The sequence below is a fragment of the Micromonospora sp. LZ34 genome, from assembly GCF_052981855.1.
In genome coordinates this window covers 1-15,067 of sequence record NZ_JBRIQN010000012.1, presented here as the reverse complement: position 1 = coordinate 15,067, position 15,067 = coordinate 1, and the positions used below count along the sequence as shown (strand labels likewise).

Sequence of the window (15,067 nt, the reverse complement as noted above, 5' to 3'; positions counted from 1 at the left end):
CGGCGCGGTGGCGGCCGGCTGTGGTGTGATGCCGCCGATGACGACGACTGATCCGCAGCCCCGCACCAACCTGCGGCAGGATCCGACCGGCCAGCCGGTCGAGGAACGGCCGCCGGGGCTGGTCCACCACATGATCACGCTGATGCTGCTCAACCTGGGGCTGACCGCCCTGCTGACCACTCTGGTGGTCGTCTTCCAGGAGCAGCTCCTGGACTACCCACTGTCCCACCTGGACCTACCGGCGGGCACGGACCTGGCCTCCGCTCGCGAGGTCCTCCGGCGGTCGGTGTGGGGGCTGGTCCTGCCCCTGCTGCTCGTCGCGCTGGCCTACGTTTTCATGATCCGTCGGCTGCGCTCGGGCCGGCACGCCGCTCACCGGGCGGTCATCGTCGTCTCGGTGTTCGGGCTGCTCGGCTTCGCCATCGCGCTGGTCCAGCCGCTTCCGTGGTGGGCCCAGGCGATTCACTGGGCGAAGGCGGTCACCATGGTGGCGCTGATCGTCCTGGCCACCCGCCCTCGGGTCCGGGACTGGTTCACCGACGCCTACCATGCCGAGCAGTTCGACCGCTTCGGCGAGTGAGCCGGTGCGCTCCGACAAGTCCAGCCTGCCGCACGTCTCCACTGGCCGCCCTCACCCGGCTGCTCGGCCGGGCGCCGAGCTGACCGGCGGCGAGCCACCCCGGCGGTGCCCGGCCGCGACCGGTGCCCGACACCGCCGGCTCGCCTCAGACGTACGGCCGGGTGGCGTACGCGGCCCGCAGCGCGGCCAGCCCGGCCGTCTTGGGCGACAGGGTGCCCCACCCGGAGTTGAAGTAGTTGGTCCGGACGATCCGCGGCCCGCGCTCGGCGTTGAACGCGGCGATCGCCGCCGGCACGGTCCCGATCCACTTCGCCTGGTCCGGGATCTCCGCCACCCGCACCCCCCACTCGGCGATGATCACCGGGCGGGAGAGCGCGACCGGGCCGAGGTCGGCGACCGCCCAGTCCTTGGTGCGGCGGAAGCGGGCCAGCGCGGTGTGGGTGGGCGCGGTGGCGTAGACGTTCCACTGGAGGAAGTCGAGCTTCGCCATCAGCGCCTCCGGGTGAGTGCGCTGGAAGCAGGGCCGGTCGAAGCCACCCACCCCGATCGAGAAGGTGGTGCCGGCCGGCAGCGAGCGCGCCTTGAACCAGTTCACGATGTACGTCATCGCCTGTACCGCCCGGGCGTCCGACTCCGCCCAGGTGTACGCCCTGCCCGCCTCGGTGGTGCCGTACTCGTGGTCGGTGTCCAACTCCGAGGCGAGCTGGATGTTCACCCCGAAGCCCAGCGTCCGGTACTGCGCCAGCGCGCGGGCGAAGAGCCCGTCGCACTGCCCGGCGAGGACCTGGCCGTAGCCGTACGCCTTGGGCCACGTCGTGCCCGGTTGCTGCTGGATGGTCATCGCGGGCGCCGGGACGGTGTAGCTCACGCCGTCCACGGTGAAGGTCTGCGGCCCGGTGTTCGGCGCGCCGTAGTGCTTCAACTCCAGCACCATGGTGATCTGGATCGCCGACTTGCCGAGGCTGGTCAGCCAGGGCCGGTTGTAGCCGGGGAACGTGTAGCCGTCGGCGAAGCTGCGGTACTGGGTGAGCGAGCGGAAGTTGCCGCCCGCCATGTCCGCCGTCGGGTCGGCCCCGCCGGACAGGTAGTAGCCGCCGAGCACCGGCGCGGCGACGGAGTAGGCGGCGGTCGCGGTAGCGGTGCGCCCGCCCGAGTCACGCACCGTCACGGTCACCCGGGGCATAACGCCACCGCCCGGTAGACGGCCACCGACCCGTTGTCCGAGACCCGGGTCCAGGTGCGGCCGGAGTCGTCGGCGACGGTGACGGTGAGCGGATCGATGACGGCGGTGACCCGCGCCGGGGCGCTGCTGTTGCCCTGCGCGTCGGTGACCACGATGGTGACGGTCAGCGGCCGGGTGTCGGCGTCGGAGTAAACGACGGTGAGGGTCATCTGGTCGCCGGGCGAGTACGTCGACGCGTTCAGGGTTGCGGTCGCGGTGGGAGCGGCCATGCGGGCCCCTCCTCTCTTGCTCGGTGCCGGACCGGCCGACTCGTGACCGGTCGCGGTCCGGCGGGCTCTCCTGTGCTGCGGGACCCGGGTCGGGCCGCGCGCGGCCGCGTCGGCGCGGTCGGCGTACGGCTGCCGGATGTCGCGACGTCGGTGTCGGAGGGTGGGACGCCGTCCCGGGCGCCCGGGACGGTCTCCACCGGGCGCGGCCTCGACGTACGTGGGCGGGCCGGCGCAGCGTTACGCCGGAGCCACGGCGGGGCCGGGCTCGGTGATGGCGGGTCGGCGGGGACGATGCTGTCCCCGCCGGGCCGGAGGAATGGGATGTGGCCCGCCATCCTTACGCCTCTCACCTGCTACAACAGTGCTGCGCGGGGCCCCCCGGCGTCCTGTCAGCTATCGGACAGATCGACTCTGGGTGATCGGCCGGATCGGGGCGCTGCGGGGCGCCGCTACCATTCGGGCGGCCACGTCAGGTTCGACCGGGGACGGTGCCGAGTGCTCAGGACGGCGAGAAGGGTCAACACCACCGCGGGCATCTGGCGTCGCGCCCTCTGGCGGTACCGGCTCACCACCGTCGGCACGCTGCTGGCCGCGCTGGGGGCGGCGACCGCCACCAGCAACCCGCCGAAGGCGATCAGCGTCACGGCGGGTGCGGCCGGGCTCCTCGTGGCGGCGCTGGAGATCCACCGTAACCGGATGCGTGCCCGGCAGATCCGTTTCCAGCGCCGCGGCAGCGACGACTACCGCGACATCGCCGAGCAGGTGGCGGGCACCGGACGGGTGCTGGAGAGCGGCCGCAACATCGGGGTCGTGCTGACCGGGGAGAGCGCGCGGCTGCGGAGCGCGCCGATCGCCTACCGGGTGGCCGAGGCCGACCACGTCCTCAGCCGCGACCTCAGACGCTGGTCGTTCGACTTCCTCGCCCGCCACGCCAGGACGGCCTCGATGCACAACTCCGCCATCCTGGGCCTGGCCGACGAACTGCCGACCGGCGCGGCCGACACCCCGGTCACCCTGCACCGGGCGCGCTACTTCGACTTCTTCTGCAGCAACCTGCTCGCCCAGTACGACGTCTACGAGGTCGGCCGCACGGCGCCGGCGCTGCGCGGGCGTGATCTGCTGCTGGACCACCGCGGTCGGCTCCGCGGCTACCGGGACAGCCGGCTCGCGAACGCCGTCGGCGTCTCGACGCTCGCGTTCACCACCGACGGTCAACTCCTCCTCGTCGCGCAGACCAGCGACAACGTCAGCAGCCCCGGCCTCGTTGCGCCCTCCGGCTCCGGCGCCCTGGAACCGCGCGACGTGCCCCCGGGCACGCCAGCGGCGAACCTCAGGGACGTCATACTCAACGGCGCCGTCCGCGAACTGCTGGAGGAGTGCAACCTCCAGCCGGGTGAGATCCGGCAGAGCGAGGTCCTCGGCGTCGGGCGGTGGCTCAGCCGCGGCGCGAACCCCGAGTTCGGCGCGGTCACCCTGCTCAACGTCAGCGCGGAGCAGGTGCTCGGCCGGATCGTGCGCTGGACCGAGCGCCCGTACGTGGGAGAGGTGACGGTCGTACGCCTGGCCGGCACCGCCGAGTGGAACCGCGACGCCCCGCTCGACCTGTTGCCGGTCGAGAGCCGGCACGCCGCCTCCTGGCCGCTGGCGTTCAGCCTGGCCTGTCTGGTGGAGTGCATGGCCGACGAGTCCTGGCCGCTGCGCGAGGAACTGACCAAACTCATCGACCAGTGACGCGCGGCTCCGCGTGCACGGTCGAGACACGTGCGCTGGCTGGCGGAGGATGCCGACGGCTCGGGTGGCTGAGTCCGGGACTGGACAGCCGGATCGCCGTCAGTTCCGATGGGCCCCGAAGGTCAGTCGGCTGCCGTTCCCCGGACGGCCCAGGCCCGGGCGGTGAGCCGGATCGAGCCGTCCGGTTCGGTCGGCACCCGGGCGGCCAGCAGGTCGCGCAGGGCGGCCCGGCGCCGCTCGGGCTGGGACATCAGGTAGGCCGGAGCGGCGCCCTGACCGCCGAGGAACGGGGCCCACAGGTCGTCGAAGTCGGCGAAGGTCGTCGGCACCTCGACGGGCCGGGCCGACACCGCTTGCAGTCCCGCGTCGATCCACAGTGCGCACAGCGGATCCGGGGCGCAGAGGGGAAACCGGCGGGCCTCGTCCAGTTCGGCGACCGCCGGGTCGAGTTGGACGGCCGCGTCCCAGAAGTGGCGCATCATCGCCATGCCCCCGGCGTAGTCCCAGACGTACGCGGCGGCCACGCCGCCCGGCCGGACGACCCGGGCGAACTCGGCCACGGCACGCGCCGGGTCGGGCACGAAGTTCAGCGCCAGCCCGCTGACGACAACGTCGACATCGTGGTCAGGCACCGGCAGTGACCGGGCGTCGCCGAGGTAGAACTCCGCCCGTGAGTCGCCGACCCGGGTACGGGCGTGCGCGACGAACCCTTCGGAGGTATCGATGCCGGTGACCTGCTTCGGGTCGGCCAGCGCCAGCACCGTCGACGTCAGCGCGCCGGTGCCGCACCCCACGTCCAGCCAACGCTGACCGGGTGGCACGGCCAGCCAGCGCAGGAACTCCGCCGCGACGAGGCGACTCCACCGCCCCACGTACGCCTCGTACGCCTCACCGTCGGCCCAGACCTGGTGCGTCATGTGCGAACCATACGCCCCCACCGATGCCCCGCGTGCTCCTGTCAGGACGGTCAGGGTCACCGGAAACCTCGGCCGGGCCGCGTGCCCTCGGGCGTCCAGGCCGGCCCGCGCGGGCCGGCCTGGACCACGGGATCAGGCGAGGTCGAACCGGTCGAGGTTCATCACCTTGACCCACGCCGCCACGAAGTCGCGCACGAACTTCTCGCGCGCGTCGTCGCTGGCGTAGACCTCCGCGAGCGCGCGCAGCTCCGAGTTCGAGCCGAAGAGGAGGTCGACGCGGCTGCCGGTCCACCTGACCTCGCCCGTGGCGGGGTCACGAGCCTCGAAGGTGTTCGCGTCCTCGGACGTCGCCGTCCACGTCGTGCCCACGTCGAGCAGGTTGACGAAGAAGTCGTTGGTCAGCGCCCCCGGGGTCGTGGTGAACACGCCCAGCGGCGACTGCTGGTAGTTGGCACCCAGGACGCGGAGACCGCCGGCGAGGACCGTCATCTCGGGCGCGCTCAGGGTCAGCAGGTTCGCCTTGTCGAGCAGGAGGAACTCGGCCGGCAGGCGGTTGCCCTTGCCGAGGTAGTTGCGGAACCCGTCCGCGGTCGGCTCCATCGCGGCGAACGACTCCACGTCGGTCTGCTCCTGCGACGCGTCGGTACGCCCCGGCGTGAAGGGGACCTCGACCTCGACCCCGGCGTTCCGGGCGGCCTGCTCGACGCCGGCGTCACCGGCGAGCACGATCAGGTCGGCGAGCGAGACCTGCTTCCCGCCGGTCTGGGAGGCGTTGAACGCCGCCTGGATCCCCTCCAGGGTGCGCAGCACCCTCGCCAGCTCGTCGGGGTTGTTGACCTCCCAACCGTTGTGCGGCTCGAGGCGGATGCGCGCCCCGTTGGCGCCGCCGCGCTTGTCGCTGCCACGGAACGTGGACGCCGACGCCCACGCGGTGGAGACCAGCTCGGACACCGACAGCCCCGAGGCGAGGATCTGACCCTTGAGGGTGGCGACGTCGTCGGCGTCGATCAGCTCGTGCGTCACCGGCGGGACCGGGTCCTGCCAGATCAGCGTCTCGGCCGGGACCTCCGGGCCGAGGTAGCGGCCGATCGGCCCCATGTCGCGGTGGGTCAGCTTGAACCAGGCCCGGGCGAAGGCGTCCGCGAACTCGTCCGGGTGCTCGAGGAAGCGCCGCGAGATCTGCTCGTAGACCGGGTCGATCCGGAGCGCCAGGTCCGTCGTCAGCATCGTCGGGGCGTGGCTCTTCGACGGGTCGTGCGCGTCGGGGACGGTGCCGGCACCCGCGCCGCCCTTCGGCTTCCACTGGTGCGCACCGGCCGGGCTCTTGCTCAGCTCCCACTCGTACCCGAACAGGATCTCGAAGAAGCTGTTGTCCCACGTGGTCGGGGTGTCGGTCCACGCACCCTCGAGCCCGCTGGTGATCGTGTCCGCGCCCTTGCCGGTACCGAAGCTGTTCTTCCAGCCCAGGCCCTGCTCCTCGAGCGGGGCGCCCTCGGGCTCGGGACCGACGTGGTCGGTGGTGCCCGCACCGTGGGTCTTGCCGAACGTGTGACCGCCGGCGATCAGCGCGACGGTCTCCTCGTCGTTCATCGCCATGCGGCGGAACGTTTCGCGGATGTCCCGGGCCGAGGCGATCGGGTCCGGGTTGCCGTTCGGGCCCTCCGGGTTGACGTAGATGAGGCCCATCTGGACCGCCGCGAGCGGGTTCTCCAGCTCCCGGTCGCCGGTGTAGCGCTCGTCGCCGAGCCACGTGGTCTCGGGACCCCAGTAGACGTCCTCGTCGGGCTCCCAGACGTCCGGACGGCCACCGGCGAAGCCGAAGGTCTTGAAGCCCATCGACTCCAACGCGACGTTGCCGGCGAGGATCATCAGGTCGGCCCACGAGAGCTTCTGGCCGTACTTCTTCTTGACCGGCCAGAGCAGGCGGCGAGCCTTGTCGAGGTTCCCGTTGTCGGGCCAGCTGTTCAGCGGCGCGAAGCGCTGCTGCCCGGCGCCGGCGCCGCCGCGGCCGTCGCTGATCCGGTAGGTCCCCGCGCTGTGCCACGCCATCCGGATCATGAACGGGCCGTAGTGGCCGTAGTCGGCCGGCCACCAGTCCTGCGAGGTCGTCAGGACCTCCGCGATGTCCTGCTTCACGGCGGCGAGGTCGAGGGTCTTGAACGCCTCGGCGTAGTCGAACTCGTCACCAAGGGGGTTGGCCACGGCGGGGTTCTTGGCGAGGATCTTCAGGTTCAGCCGGTTCGGCCACCAGCCGCGGTTGCCACCGCCCTGGGTCGGGTGCGGGGCGCTTCCGTGCGCGACCGGGCAGCGGGACTCGCTACCCGCCTCCGCGTCGTGGACGACGGCATCGTGGTTGTCGGACATCCGGTTCCTTCCGTACGTGGATCAGGGGGATCAGGAACTGCCAGGGGTGGAACAGTCGGGGCACACGCCCCGGTAGACGACCTCGGCCTCGTCGATCGAGAAGCCGCTGTCGTCGGACGCGGTCAGGCAGGGCGCCTCGCCGACGGCGCAGTCGACGTCGACGATGCGACCGCACGACCGGCACACGACGTGGTGGTGGTTGTCCCCGACCCGCAACTCGTAGCGAGCCACCGAGCCGGGCGGCTCGATGCGCCGCACCAGCCCGGCGGCCGTGAGCGCGTGCAGCGCGTCGTACACGGTCTGGTGGGACACCTCGGGGAGATCCACGCGCACGGCAGCGATGATCGAGTGCGTGTCGGCGTGCGGATGCGCCTGCACCGCGTTCAGCACCGCCACCCGGGCACGGGTCACGCGCAACGCGGCCCCGCGCAGCATCCGCTGGAAGTCCAGGGGCGTGGCCACGCCGCGTAGTCTGGCGCGCTTTCTGGAATCAGTCAAGATTATATTTGATCACGGGAGACCGAATCAGATCATTCGCCGCCGCGAACGCTCCAGACTCCGTGGCAGACCGGCCGGGTGGCGGTCCCGTAGCATCTCCGGGTGCCCGTACTGAGCTTGCGGCCCGCAACCGTCGCCGAGATCCCGGCCGTGCTCGCGTTCTGGCGCGTGGCTGCCGAGGACGCACACCGTCCGGCTGACAGCGCACGGGCCGTCGAGACACTCATCGCACGCGACCCCGAAGCGCTCATCCTCGCGCTGGACGGCACCGACCTGGTGGGCACGGTCATCGCCGGGTGGGACGGATGGCGCTGCCACCTCTACCGACTGGCGGTGGCACCGCAGCGCCGCAGGCAGGGCATCGGCCGCCTCCTGGTCGAGGCGGCGGAGGAAAGGTTCCGGCAACTGGGCGGCACCCGCGCTGACGCGATGGTGCTCGACGACAACACCCTGGCCCACCAGGCCTGGCGGACCTGCGGCTACGGGCGCCAAACCGAATGGTCGCGGTGGGTCAAGCCGCTACCGGTGCCCTGAGCTTCAGTCCGGGGGATCTTACCCGGTGAGCCCGTCGACCGACTCCCGGATGAGGTCGGCGTGCCCTACGTGCCGCGCGTACTCCTCGATCATGTCGATCAGGAGCCGTCGCAGGTTGGGTGTGCGACCGTCGGGCCAGGTGAACCGGGCCAGGCGGTCCAGGCCGCCATCGGCCAGCGCCTCGGCGACCAGAGTCCGCGAGCGGGCCACGGCGTCCTGCCAGAGGGTCATGAGCTGCTCCGGCGTGTCCTCGGCGGCCGAGTGCCACTCCCAGTCCGGGTCGGCGTCCCAGTCCACCGTGTCCCACGGGGGCCCGAACTGTCGCCCGTGCAGCTTCCGGGAGAACTGGTCCTCCTCGACGGCGGCCAGGTGCTTGAGCAGCCCGCCCAGAGTCATCGACGAGGCGCCGACCGTCGCTCTCATGCCGTCCGCGTCCAGTCCGCCGCACTTCCAGGCCAGGTACGAGCGCGAGCGCTCCAGGGCACCCAGGAGGGTGGCGGTCTCATCGCCCGCGACGGGAGGTCCCGGCCGGCTCTGCTCATCGACGTCAGTCATGGCCGGCGACTCTACCGACGGGAGCCGACACCGGTGTCGTGTCTGCTCGGATGAGCCACATCCCGGGCCGCTTGCGGAGTTTCCGAACAAGTCCCGGTAGTTGGTGATGGTGATCGGCAACGCCGAATTGTGCCTGGCTGTCAGCTGTGCACACGCTCGCGGTAGGGGTCTAGGCAGTCGGCTCGGATCGTGGCCGGTTGAGCTGGTGCGCCTGGTCCGTCACGGCCGCCAGGAAGGCCGTCAGTGCGGGGGCCGGCGGGCTGTCGCGGGTGACCACGACCAGGCGGCGCCGGAGGGTGGCTTCGGCGACGTCACGGACAGCGAGAGCGGGATCATCGGCCGGCAGGGTCAATGCCGGCAGCAACGCGACGGCTGCCGCGACGCGGACGAGTTCGAGTTGTACGTCGGCGTCGCTGGAGCGGTGCCGCAGGTCGGGCTCGTACCCGCCGAGGGACCGGCAGGTCCCGACCACCATCGCGTGATGGCCGGTCCCCTCGTCGGAGGCGACCCAGACGTCGGATCGCAGCATGGCGACCGGGACAGGTCCTCCAGGCCTGGCCAGCGGGTGGGTCGCAGGCAACACCACCTTCAGCGGCTCCTCGAGCAGGAGCGCGAAGCGTAGTCCTGCTGGCCGGGGCCGGGGATGACCGTCGTACTCGTCGCCGATCACCAGGTCGGCCGCGCCCATCCGCAGGTCCGGTAGCGCCTGCTCCAGTTCGAGTTCGGAGATCTCCGCGCGTATCCGTGGGTGGTCGACCATCATGCGGGCCACGGCCGGCACCAACAGGCGGCGGGCCGCCGATTGCAGGCCGCCGGCCCGCACGGTGCCGCGGACCTCACCGCTCAGGGCGGCCAGATCCGCTTCTGCCGCCTCGGCCGCCGCCAGCAACACTCGCGCGTGCTGGGCCAGGACCTGCCCGGCATCGGTCAGCCGCACGCCCCGCCCGGCCTTCTCGAACAACCGGGTACCGGCCTCTTTCTCGAGCAGGGTCAGCTGCTGGGAGATCGCGGATGGGCTGTAGCCGAGAGCTGCGGCGACCGCGGCCAGGGTGCCCCGCTCCTCGAACTCCCGAAGAAAGCGGAGGCGGCGAAGATCCAGCGCGACCATGCAGGAATGGTAACGAGTCAGCTCCACGTATCGTCACTGGACCTGTTGAATCAGGTAGCCGATGCTGGACCGCATGGGTGCGGCACTGTGTCTTGTCTCCGCAGCGTGCTTCGGCGCCATGGCGATCTTCGGGAAGCTCGCCTACCAGGCGGGCGTCTCGCCGGGGACGCTGCTCCTGGTGCGCTTCAGCCTGGCAGCCGCGCTGCTGGGGATACTCCTGCTCGTCCGCAAGGAGCTACGTCGGGGAGAACCGACACCACCGGCCGGCCGTCCAGCGACTGCGCGCCGCTTCGTGGTGGCCACTGCCGTCGGCCTGGGCGCCGTCGGGTACGCCGCTCAGGCCAGTCTGTACTTCTCGGCCCTGCAGCTGATGGATGCGTCGCTGTTGTCCCTGATCCTCTACACCTACCCCGTCCTGGTCACCGTGGCGGCGGTGCTGCTGGGCCGGGACCGGCTGACACCCGGGCGCTGCGCAGCGCTGGTGGCCGCGTCCTGCGGAACGCTGCTCGTCCTCCTCGGCGCCGGCAGCGTGAGCTTCCATCCCCTCGGGGCGCTGCTGGCCTTCGGCGCCGCGATCACCTACACCGTCTACATCCTCGTCGCCGACACCGTCGTGCACCGGCTGCCGCCGGTGGTGCTGTCCGCGCTGGTGATGACCGGCGCCGCCGGCACCCTCGGCGCACGCGCCCTGTTCACCGGTGGGGTCGATCTCGACTTCAGGTTGCCGGGCTGGTTCTGGCTGGCCTGCATCGCCGTCGTCTCCACCGTCCTGGCGATGCTCACCTTCTTCGCGGGCCTTAAGCGGACCGGCCCGTCGACCGCCGCCATCCTGTCCACCTTCGAACCCGTGGTCACCACCGCACTTGCCGCGCTCATCCTCGGCGAGTCCCTGAGCGCCGTCCAGCTCGCCGGCGGGGTCCTGGTGCTAGCCTCCGTCGCGGTCCTGCAGGTCCGACCGGCCAAGCGCCAGGACCCACGGCAGGGGCCCGACCCCGTCCACCACAAGGCACTGCAACCGGCACGGGACGGATTCTGAGGTCGAGCTACCCATCCGCCACCACCTGCACTCGACACTGTCCAGCAGGGAAAACAGCGGACCGCCAGAGCCACGACCGGCAGCGGCGAGTTCTCCCGCGAACGCTCCCGCGGCTATCGGCGAAGTAGGGATGAGCCCTCGGCCGCGTACGGGGGGTGTGCGGACAGAAGGAGGACTCATGGGTGTGGTGACACGAGACGTGTACACCGCCACTGGGCAGACAGACGTCGAGATCATCAGCCGGATGCACGTGGATCCGGAGCTGTTCGCCATCATCTTCGACCGCTACTACCCGGCGATCCATGGCTACGCGACCCGACGACTGGGCCGTGACCTGGCCGACGACGTGGCGGCGGAGACGTTTCTGGTCGCGTTCCACAACTGGCAGCGGTACGACACCACACACCACAGCGCCCGGCCCTGGCTGTTCGGTATCGCGTCGAACCTGATCGCCGGCCACCAGCGGACCGAGGCGCGGCGGTACCGGGCACTGGCCCGGGCGGACCAGGTCACCACGGCCGACACGGACAGCGTCGACGGCCCGGCCGACCGGGTCGCCGTACGGCTGGACGCGCAGGCGGTGCGCGGACGGCTGGCGGCGGCGCTGGAGGAGATCGCGCCAGCCGACCGGGAGGTGGTGCTCCTCATCGCCTGGGCGGACCTGACCTGCGAGGAGGTCGCCCGGGCGCTGGAGATTCCCGCCGGCACCGTCCGGTCCCGGCTCCATCGGGCGCGCAAGAGGTTACAGGCGGCGCTGGGTGGCGCCGACCCCACGGCAACCGGAGAGGATTCCCAGTGATCGACGACATCACCGCGCTGCGGGAGAGTTGGAGCGAGGTCGAGCCACCGTCGCCGGCTGCTCAGGGCCGGGCCCGGGCGGCGCTGCTGGCCCGGATCGCGGAACGCGAGGTCACCGTGCCGAACCGGCCGGAGCAGGTCAAGGCGCGCGGCTGGCGCCTGCCGGGCTGGGCCTGGCGGTCCGGCTTCGCCACCCTCGGGGCCGCCGCCCTGGTGGCCGGCGTGGTCGCGGTCGGTGGCCTCGGCCAGGGGAACCCGCCAGCGGGGACGCAGCCGGCGCAGCGACCCTACGCAGCGGGCGGGTCGATCGCCCAGACCTTCGAACTGGCCGCCATGCACGCCGAGAAGGAGACGTTCACACCGCCGCGTTCCGATCAGTGGACGTACGTCGAGCTGAAGATCGTCCGCGGCAAGGTCGCCGAGGACAAGGGTCAGGCCATGAGGGAGACGACCCGGTCGTGGGTACGCGCGGACGGCCGGCAGAGCGCCATGATGGTTGACGGCAAGCTCGAGGTCAGCGCGGAGTCCCTGGAGGCAGCGCGTTCCATGCCGCCCCAGGACTACCCGACGTTGGCCGGGCTGCCTGCCGATCCGCAGGCGCTACTCGACTGGCTGCGGGCCCAGGTACCGTCCGGCAAGGGCGACAAAGCCCGACGCGACGGCCTCTCGTACTCCGTGATCAACTCGATGCTGCGGGACAACGTGCTCCCGCCCAGTCTGAAGGCGACGCTGCTGCGGGCGCTGGCCCTGATCCCCGGTGTCACCCAGTCCACCGGGACGGTTGACTTCGACGGACGCCCGGCGATCGCGGTCGGCATGGTCCAGGACGGGTGGCGGCACGAGGACATCCTGCTCGATCCGACCACCCACGAGTTCCTCGGAAGTCGGACCGTCGTGGTCAAGGACCATACGACGCCTGAGGGGGTCAGGCTGAAGGAGGGTGACGTCGAGGTCGAGCTGATCCGGGTCACGGGCAAGATCGTGGACGCGCCCGGCCAGACCAACTGACGAACGTTGATTGAGTGTGGGGCCCTTTCCTGACAACAGGGGTGGGCCCTTCACTCGTATCCGGGCGGACCAGCGTGACGTGGTTCGTCCGGGTCGTCGTCAGCATGGCTGACCAGGGGCTGTCCGAGGTGGGGCGGGCGGGACTCGACCCCGCGACCGAGGGAGTATGAGATCAAATTGCCCGCCCTGACGGCCGGGGCGCCCAGGGGGCGAAGCAAAGGAAACGCCTCTCGACATCTCACAGTGCTCCCCCGCTGTCCGTTTACCTCTTGCGGACTAGATGCGGACCGCTCGTCTGGCAGATCCGGACGCCCGCGGCTTCCTCATCGGCTCGACGGCATCGGCTCACCGGACAGGACCCCGTAGACGAGAACGATCAAGATCATGACCCCGGCCGCTGCGAAGATCACGCCAATCGCCCGTTCCAGCAGAACGAAACGCGCCAGACGCTTGTCGTACTGGGCATCCGGAAGCCAGCGCCACGGCGGAACTCGCCGTAGCACGCTCGCGGTGGCCATCGACCGGCGCACGTGCCACTCCGTCACGCCTCGAAAGTTGGCGGCCAGGGCGACACCGATGAGGCCCATGGTCAGACTCATCATGACAGCGGCCACGAAGCGCCATGTCTCCATCCGACCTCCTTGGCACGGATCACCGATGATATGTGGCCGTACCTTGCAAAAGATCAAGACTGCTCTCGACCAACGTCGGTAACCGCCGTTAAGCTGCTCGTCCTGTCACCTCCGGTCGGCCTCAAACTCGGTTAGGTCGGCCGGCTTGGCTGTACGGATAGCTGTACAGCCATGCCCGGGACCCTCAACATGTGGTCCGTGAAGGCGACCTACAGCTCCTCAGGAGCGGGTCGAAGCAGACCTAGCTGCGGGTCGAAGCAGACCTAGCTGCGGGTCGAAGCAGACCAGGCCATGCTCAGCCGCAATTCGTGCGGCACCGGCCGACACTTCCTCACAGCGGCTGTACACCATCGGGAAGTAGATGATCGGTCCCGATGCCTCCTTGATCAGTGGCCCCGTCGACCATGGACTCCGCTCCTCGTCGTCATCCTCAGTGAGGTCGATCCACCGCTCAAGAAGGGCCTCGACGTAGGCTCGGATACGCGGCGTCGGCCGAATCTGGCCGTCACCGATATACCTCTCGTACAGCGCCTTGAAGGTGGTAAGCGCTGCGGCGTTGTCAGCGGGCCTGTCACCTTCCCACACCGCCAAGTCATAACTCATGCGCCGGACTGTGCCAGCCGGCAACGACATGTCGCGCAGCGGCTCTGCGGTGAATGGGTGGGAAGGCGGATCTCTGAGGAGGGCCGAGGCTCGGGGCGGAGCCCCGAGGTCTTCAGAGGCCTGTCGTCCGCCAGCGTGGCCGGCCGGCCCGGCCGATGCCGGCCGGAGGTCGCCAGCAGGCCGGGGCCGGCCGCCGCGGCCCGCTTGCGGGCCGCCTTGATTCGCGGCATGAGCGGACACCCCTGCGTTGGGCCCGGGCGCACTACGCTTGGAGGCCGGCCTGCCCAACGCCCGGCGCCGGTGCCGCGCGTCACTGAACGCAGGGGCGGCAGACCGTTCGAGTCGGGCCAGGCTCCGGGGAGCCCGCTCATAATGAGCGGGCTCCCGAAAACGGCGCAGCCAGGCCCCACCCCAACATGAAGACTGTGGGGCCCGGCGCGCTATCCGTCCGCAGGAAGCAGCTGCGCGCCTGCCGCCGGCGGGGGCACTTCCGCGTCCATCGTCAGGAACAGAATCCGGGTCGCCGGGTCCTCCCCGACTCGAACCGCGGTGATCGGTACCTCGGCGACACCGTCCACCAGCCGCGCCGGTTCCCCGTCTCGGATCTCACCGTCGAGGCGGCCCAGTAGCCGCAGACCCACACCGTCCGCCCGGGCCTCGACCACCTCGAACCGCCATCGCGGCACCGTTCGGCCCGCCGAGCGCGGCCGGTACTCCCGGCTACCCGACCGACTTCGAGCGAACCGAGCACCGAACGCCAGGTCGACCTCCCGCAACTCGTTCAGCGACGTGTCCTGCATGTGCCGCAGCGCGTGCCGGGCCAGACACATCCGTACGCCGTGCCGGATCACCCACATCCCGGCGCCCCACCCCTCCGCCGGATCCACGAGATCACTGACGAGCGTGTCGACATTGCCCGTCGCACCCACGGACCGCAATGCCGCCGCAACGACCGTACGGGCATCAGCCGGCACCGCTCCGTCGCCCATGAACGGCAACGCCAGCAACAGGCGCTGCTCGCGGCTCAGCACGGGATCGGGCATGTTCGCCAGCGCCCACAGTTCTTCCCAGCACAACCCCGGCCCGTAGAACTCGCCCAACCCGGCGATCCGGACAGCCGACCCGCCGAGATCCGAAGTGACCAGCACGTCCAGCCCGCCGTCGTCGGGCATGTCGGTAGTTGTCAAGTCAACCTGAGACAGGTTGTCGTTAGCGGGTGGGTTGTTCTTGCCGGGCCGGGTTGTTGATCCA

16 protein-coding genes are annotated in these 15,067 nt (G+C 70.7%); 6 read left to right on the top strand and 10 right to left on the bottom strand.

The genetic code is table 11. From position 1 onward, the window contains the following. Positions 1-37: 37 nt before the first annotated feature. Positions 38-580 carry a hypothetical protein gene (locus tag ACVCAH_RS15395; protein ID WP_447136807.1) on the top strand — a complete coding sequence of 181 codons (543 nt, stop codon included), beginning with the start codon at positions 38-40 and terminating at the stop codon, positions 578-580. A gap of 145 nt (positions 581-725) precedes the next feature. On the opposite strand, the gene ACVCAH_RS15390 is transcribed toward ACVCAH_RS15395, so the two are convergent. Beyond that, positions 726-1,763 carry a hypothetical protein gene (locus ACVCAH_RS15390; RefSeq protein WP_447136806.1) on the bottom strand — a complete coding sequence of 346 codons (1,038 nt, stop codon included), beginning with the start codon at positions 1,761-1,763 and terminating at the stop codon, positions 726-728. Beyond that, complete coding sequence (locus ACVCAH_RS15385) at positions 1,751-2,032, bottom strand: hypothetical protein (protein WP_447136805.1); 282 nt, start codon at positions 2,030-2,032, stop codon at positions 1,751-1,753. Before ACVCAH_RS15385 ends, ACVCAH_RS15390 begins: the two co-directional genes overlap by 13 nt. 495 nt (positions 2,033-2,527) lie before the next feature. On the opposite strand from ACVCAH_RS15385, the gene ACVCAH_RS15380 reads away from it, so the two are divergent. After that, the gene (locus tag ACVCAH_RS15380; protein ID WP_447136804.1) at positions 2,528-3,763 is read left to right on the top strand and encodes a hypothetical protein; all 1,236 of its coding nucleotides are present in this window, start codon (positions 2,528-2,530) and stop codon (positions 3,761-3,763) included. 122 nt (positions 3,764-3,885) lie between these two features. Here the strand turns inward: ACVCAH_RS15380 and ACVCAH_RS15375 are convergent, their stop codons facing one another. The 3 genes from ACVCAH_RS15375 to ACVCAH_RS15365 form a co-directional block, all read right to left on the bottom strand. Further along, positions 3,886-4,680, bottom strand: coding sequence for a class I SAM-dependent methyltransferase (locus ACVCAH_RS15375; protein WP_447136803.1), 795 nt, complete (start codon positions 4,678-4,680; stop codon positions 3,886-3,888). A gap of 132 nt (positions 4,681-4,812) precedes the next feature. Beyond that, positions 4,813-7,044 carry a catalase/peroxidase HPI gene (katG, locus tag ACVCAH_RS15370; RefSeq protein ID WP_447136802.1) on the bottom strand — a complete coding sequence of 744 codons (2,232 nt, stop codon included), beginning with the start codon at positions 7,042-7,044 and terminating at the stop codon, positions 4,813-4,815. 30 nt (positions 7,045-7,074) lie between these two features. Continuing rightward, positions 7,075-7,479: a Fur family transcriptional regulator gene (locus ACVCAH_RS15365; protein ID WP_447136951.1), complete on the bottom strand. Its 405-nt coding sequence runs from the start codon at positions 7,477-7,479 to the stop codon at positions 7,075-7,077. A gap of 165 nt (positions 7,480-7,644) precedes the next feature. Here ACVCAH_RS15365 and ACVCAH_RS15360 point away from each other — a divergent pair, with 165 nt between their 5' ends. Beyond that, complete coding sequence (locus ACVCAH_RS15360) at positions 7,645-8,076, top strand: GNAT family N-acetyltransferase (protein WP_447136801.1); 432 nt, start codon at positions 7,645-7,647, stop codon at positions 8,074-8,076. An 18-nt stretch (positions 8,077-8,094) separates the two neighbouring features. Here ACVCAH_RS15360 and ACVCAH_RS15355 read toward each other — a convergent pair whose 3' ends face one another. Together ACVCAH_RS15355 and ACVCAH_RS15350 are read right to left on the bottom strand one after the other, a co-directional pair. After that, a complete protein-coding gene (locus tag ACVCAH_RS15355; protein ID WP_447136800.1) occupies positions 8,095-8,631 on the bottom strand; it encodes a DinB family protein in 537 nt (178 codons plus the stop codon). A gap of 169 nt (positions 8,632-8,800) precedes the next feature. Then, complete coding sequence (locus ACVCAH_RS15350) at positions 8,801-9,739, bottom strand: LysR family transcriptional regulator (protein WP_447136799.1); 939 nt, start codon at positions 9,737-9,739, stop codon at positions 8,801-8,803. Between the two features lie 118 nt (positions 9,740-9,857). On the opposite strand from ACVCAH_RS15350, the gene ACVCAH_RS15345 reads away from it, so the two are divergent. From ACVCAH_RS15345 to ACVCAH_RS15335, 3 genes are all read left to right on the top strand, one after another. After that, positions 9,858-10,775 (top strand): DMT family transporter, encoded by a 918-nt coding sequence (locus tag ACVCAH_RS15345; RefSeq protein WP_447136798.1) that lies wholly within the window; start codon positions 9,858-9,860, stop codon positions 10,773-10,775. Positions 10,776-10,953: 178 nt separating this feature from the next. Beyond that, positions 10,954-11,574 carry an RNA polymerase sigma factor gene (locus ACVCAH_RS15340; RefSeq protein ID WP_447136797.1) on the top strand — a complete coding sequence of 207 codons (621 nt, stop codon included), beginning with the start codon at positions 10,954-10,956 and terminating at the stop codon, positions 11,572-11,574. Then, on the top strand, positions 11,571-12,581 hold the full coding sequence (locus ACVCAH_RS15335) for a CU044_5270 family protein (RefSeq protein WP_447136796.1): 1,011 nt from the start codon (positions 11,571-11,573) through the stop codon (positions 12,579-12,581). Before ACVCAH_RS15340 ends, ACVCAH_RS15335 begins: the two co-directional genes overlap by 4 nt. Positions 12,582-12,904: 323 nt before the next feature. On the opposite strand, the gene ACVCAH_RS15330 is transcribed toward ACVCAH_RS15335, so the two are convergent. The 3 genes from ACVCAH_RS15330 to ACVCAH_RS15320 form a co-directional block, all read right to left on the bottom strand. Further along, a complete protein-coding gene (locus ACVCAH_RS15330; RefSeq protein WP_447136795.1) occupies positions 12,905-13,213 on the bottom strand; it encodes a hypothetical protein in 309 nt (102 codons plus the stop codon). Between the two features lie 219 nt (positions 13,214-13,432). Continuing rightward, complete coding sequence (locus tag ACVCAH_RS15325) at positions 13,433-13,816, bottom strand: hypothetical protein (protein WP_447136794.1); 384 nt, start codon at positions 13,814-13,816, stop codon at positions 13,433-13,435. 440 nt (positions 13,817-14,256) lie between these two features. Continuing rightward, positions 14,257-15,067: hypothetical protein (locus ACVCAH_RS15320; RefSeq protein WP_447136793.1), on the bottom strand; the 811-nt coding region annotated here is incomplete at its 5' end.

Bases quoted from the DNA above. Each gene is read 5' to 3' on its own strand.
- ACVCAH_RS15345 (WP_447136798.1), top strand. From the start codon at position 9,858: ATGGCGATCTTCGGGAAGCTCGCCTACCAGGCGGGCGTCTCGCCGGGG.
- ACVCAH_RS15340 (WP_447136797.1), top strand. From the start codon at position 10,954: ATGGGTGTGGTGACACGAGACGTGTACACCGCCACTGGGCAGACAGAC.
- ACVCAH_RS15325 (WP_447136794.1), bottom strand. From the start codon at position 13,816: ATGAGTTATGACTTGGCGGTGTGGGAAGGTGACAGGCCCGCTGACAAC.
- ACVCAH_RS15385 (WP_447136805.1), bottom strand. From the start codon at position 2,032: ATGGCCGCTCCCACCGCGACCGCAACCCTGAACGCGTCGACGTACTCG.
- katG (WP_447136802.1), bottom strand. From the start codon at position 7,044: ATGTCCGACAACCACGATGCCGTCGTCCACGACGCGGAGGCGGGTAGC.
- ACVCAH_RS15375 (WP_447136803.1), bottom strand. From the start codon at position 4,680: ATGACGCACCAGGTCTGGGCCGACGGTGAGGCGTACGAGGCGTACGTG.
- ACVCAH_RS15350 (WP_447136799.1), bottom strand. From the start codon at position 9,739: ATGGTCGCGCTGGATCTTCGCCGCCTCCGCTTTCTTCGGGAGTTCGAG.
- ACVCAH_RS15330 (WP_447136795.1), bottom strand. From the start codon at position 13,213: ATGGAGACATGGCGCTTCGTGGCCGCTGTCATGATGAGTCTGACCATG.
- ACVCAH_RS15355 (WP_447136800.1), bottom strand. From the start codon at position 8,631: ATGACTGACGTCGATGAGCAGAGCCGGCCGGGACCTCCCGTCGCGGGC.
- ACVCAH_RS15365 (WP_447136951.1), bottom strand. From the start codon at position 7,479: ATGCTGCGCGGGGCCGCGTTGCGCGTGACCCGTGCCCGGGTGGCGGTG.
- ACVCAH_RS15390 (WP_447136806.1), bottom strand. From the start codon at position 1,763: ATGCCCCGGGTGACCGTGACGGTGCGTGACTCGGGCGGGCGCACCGCT.
- ACVCAH_RS15395 (WP_447136807.1), top strand. From the start codon at position 38: ATGACGACGACTGATCCGCAGCCCCGCACCAACCTGCGGCAGGATCCG.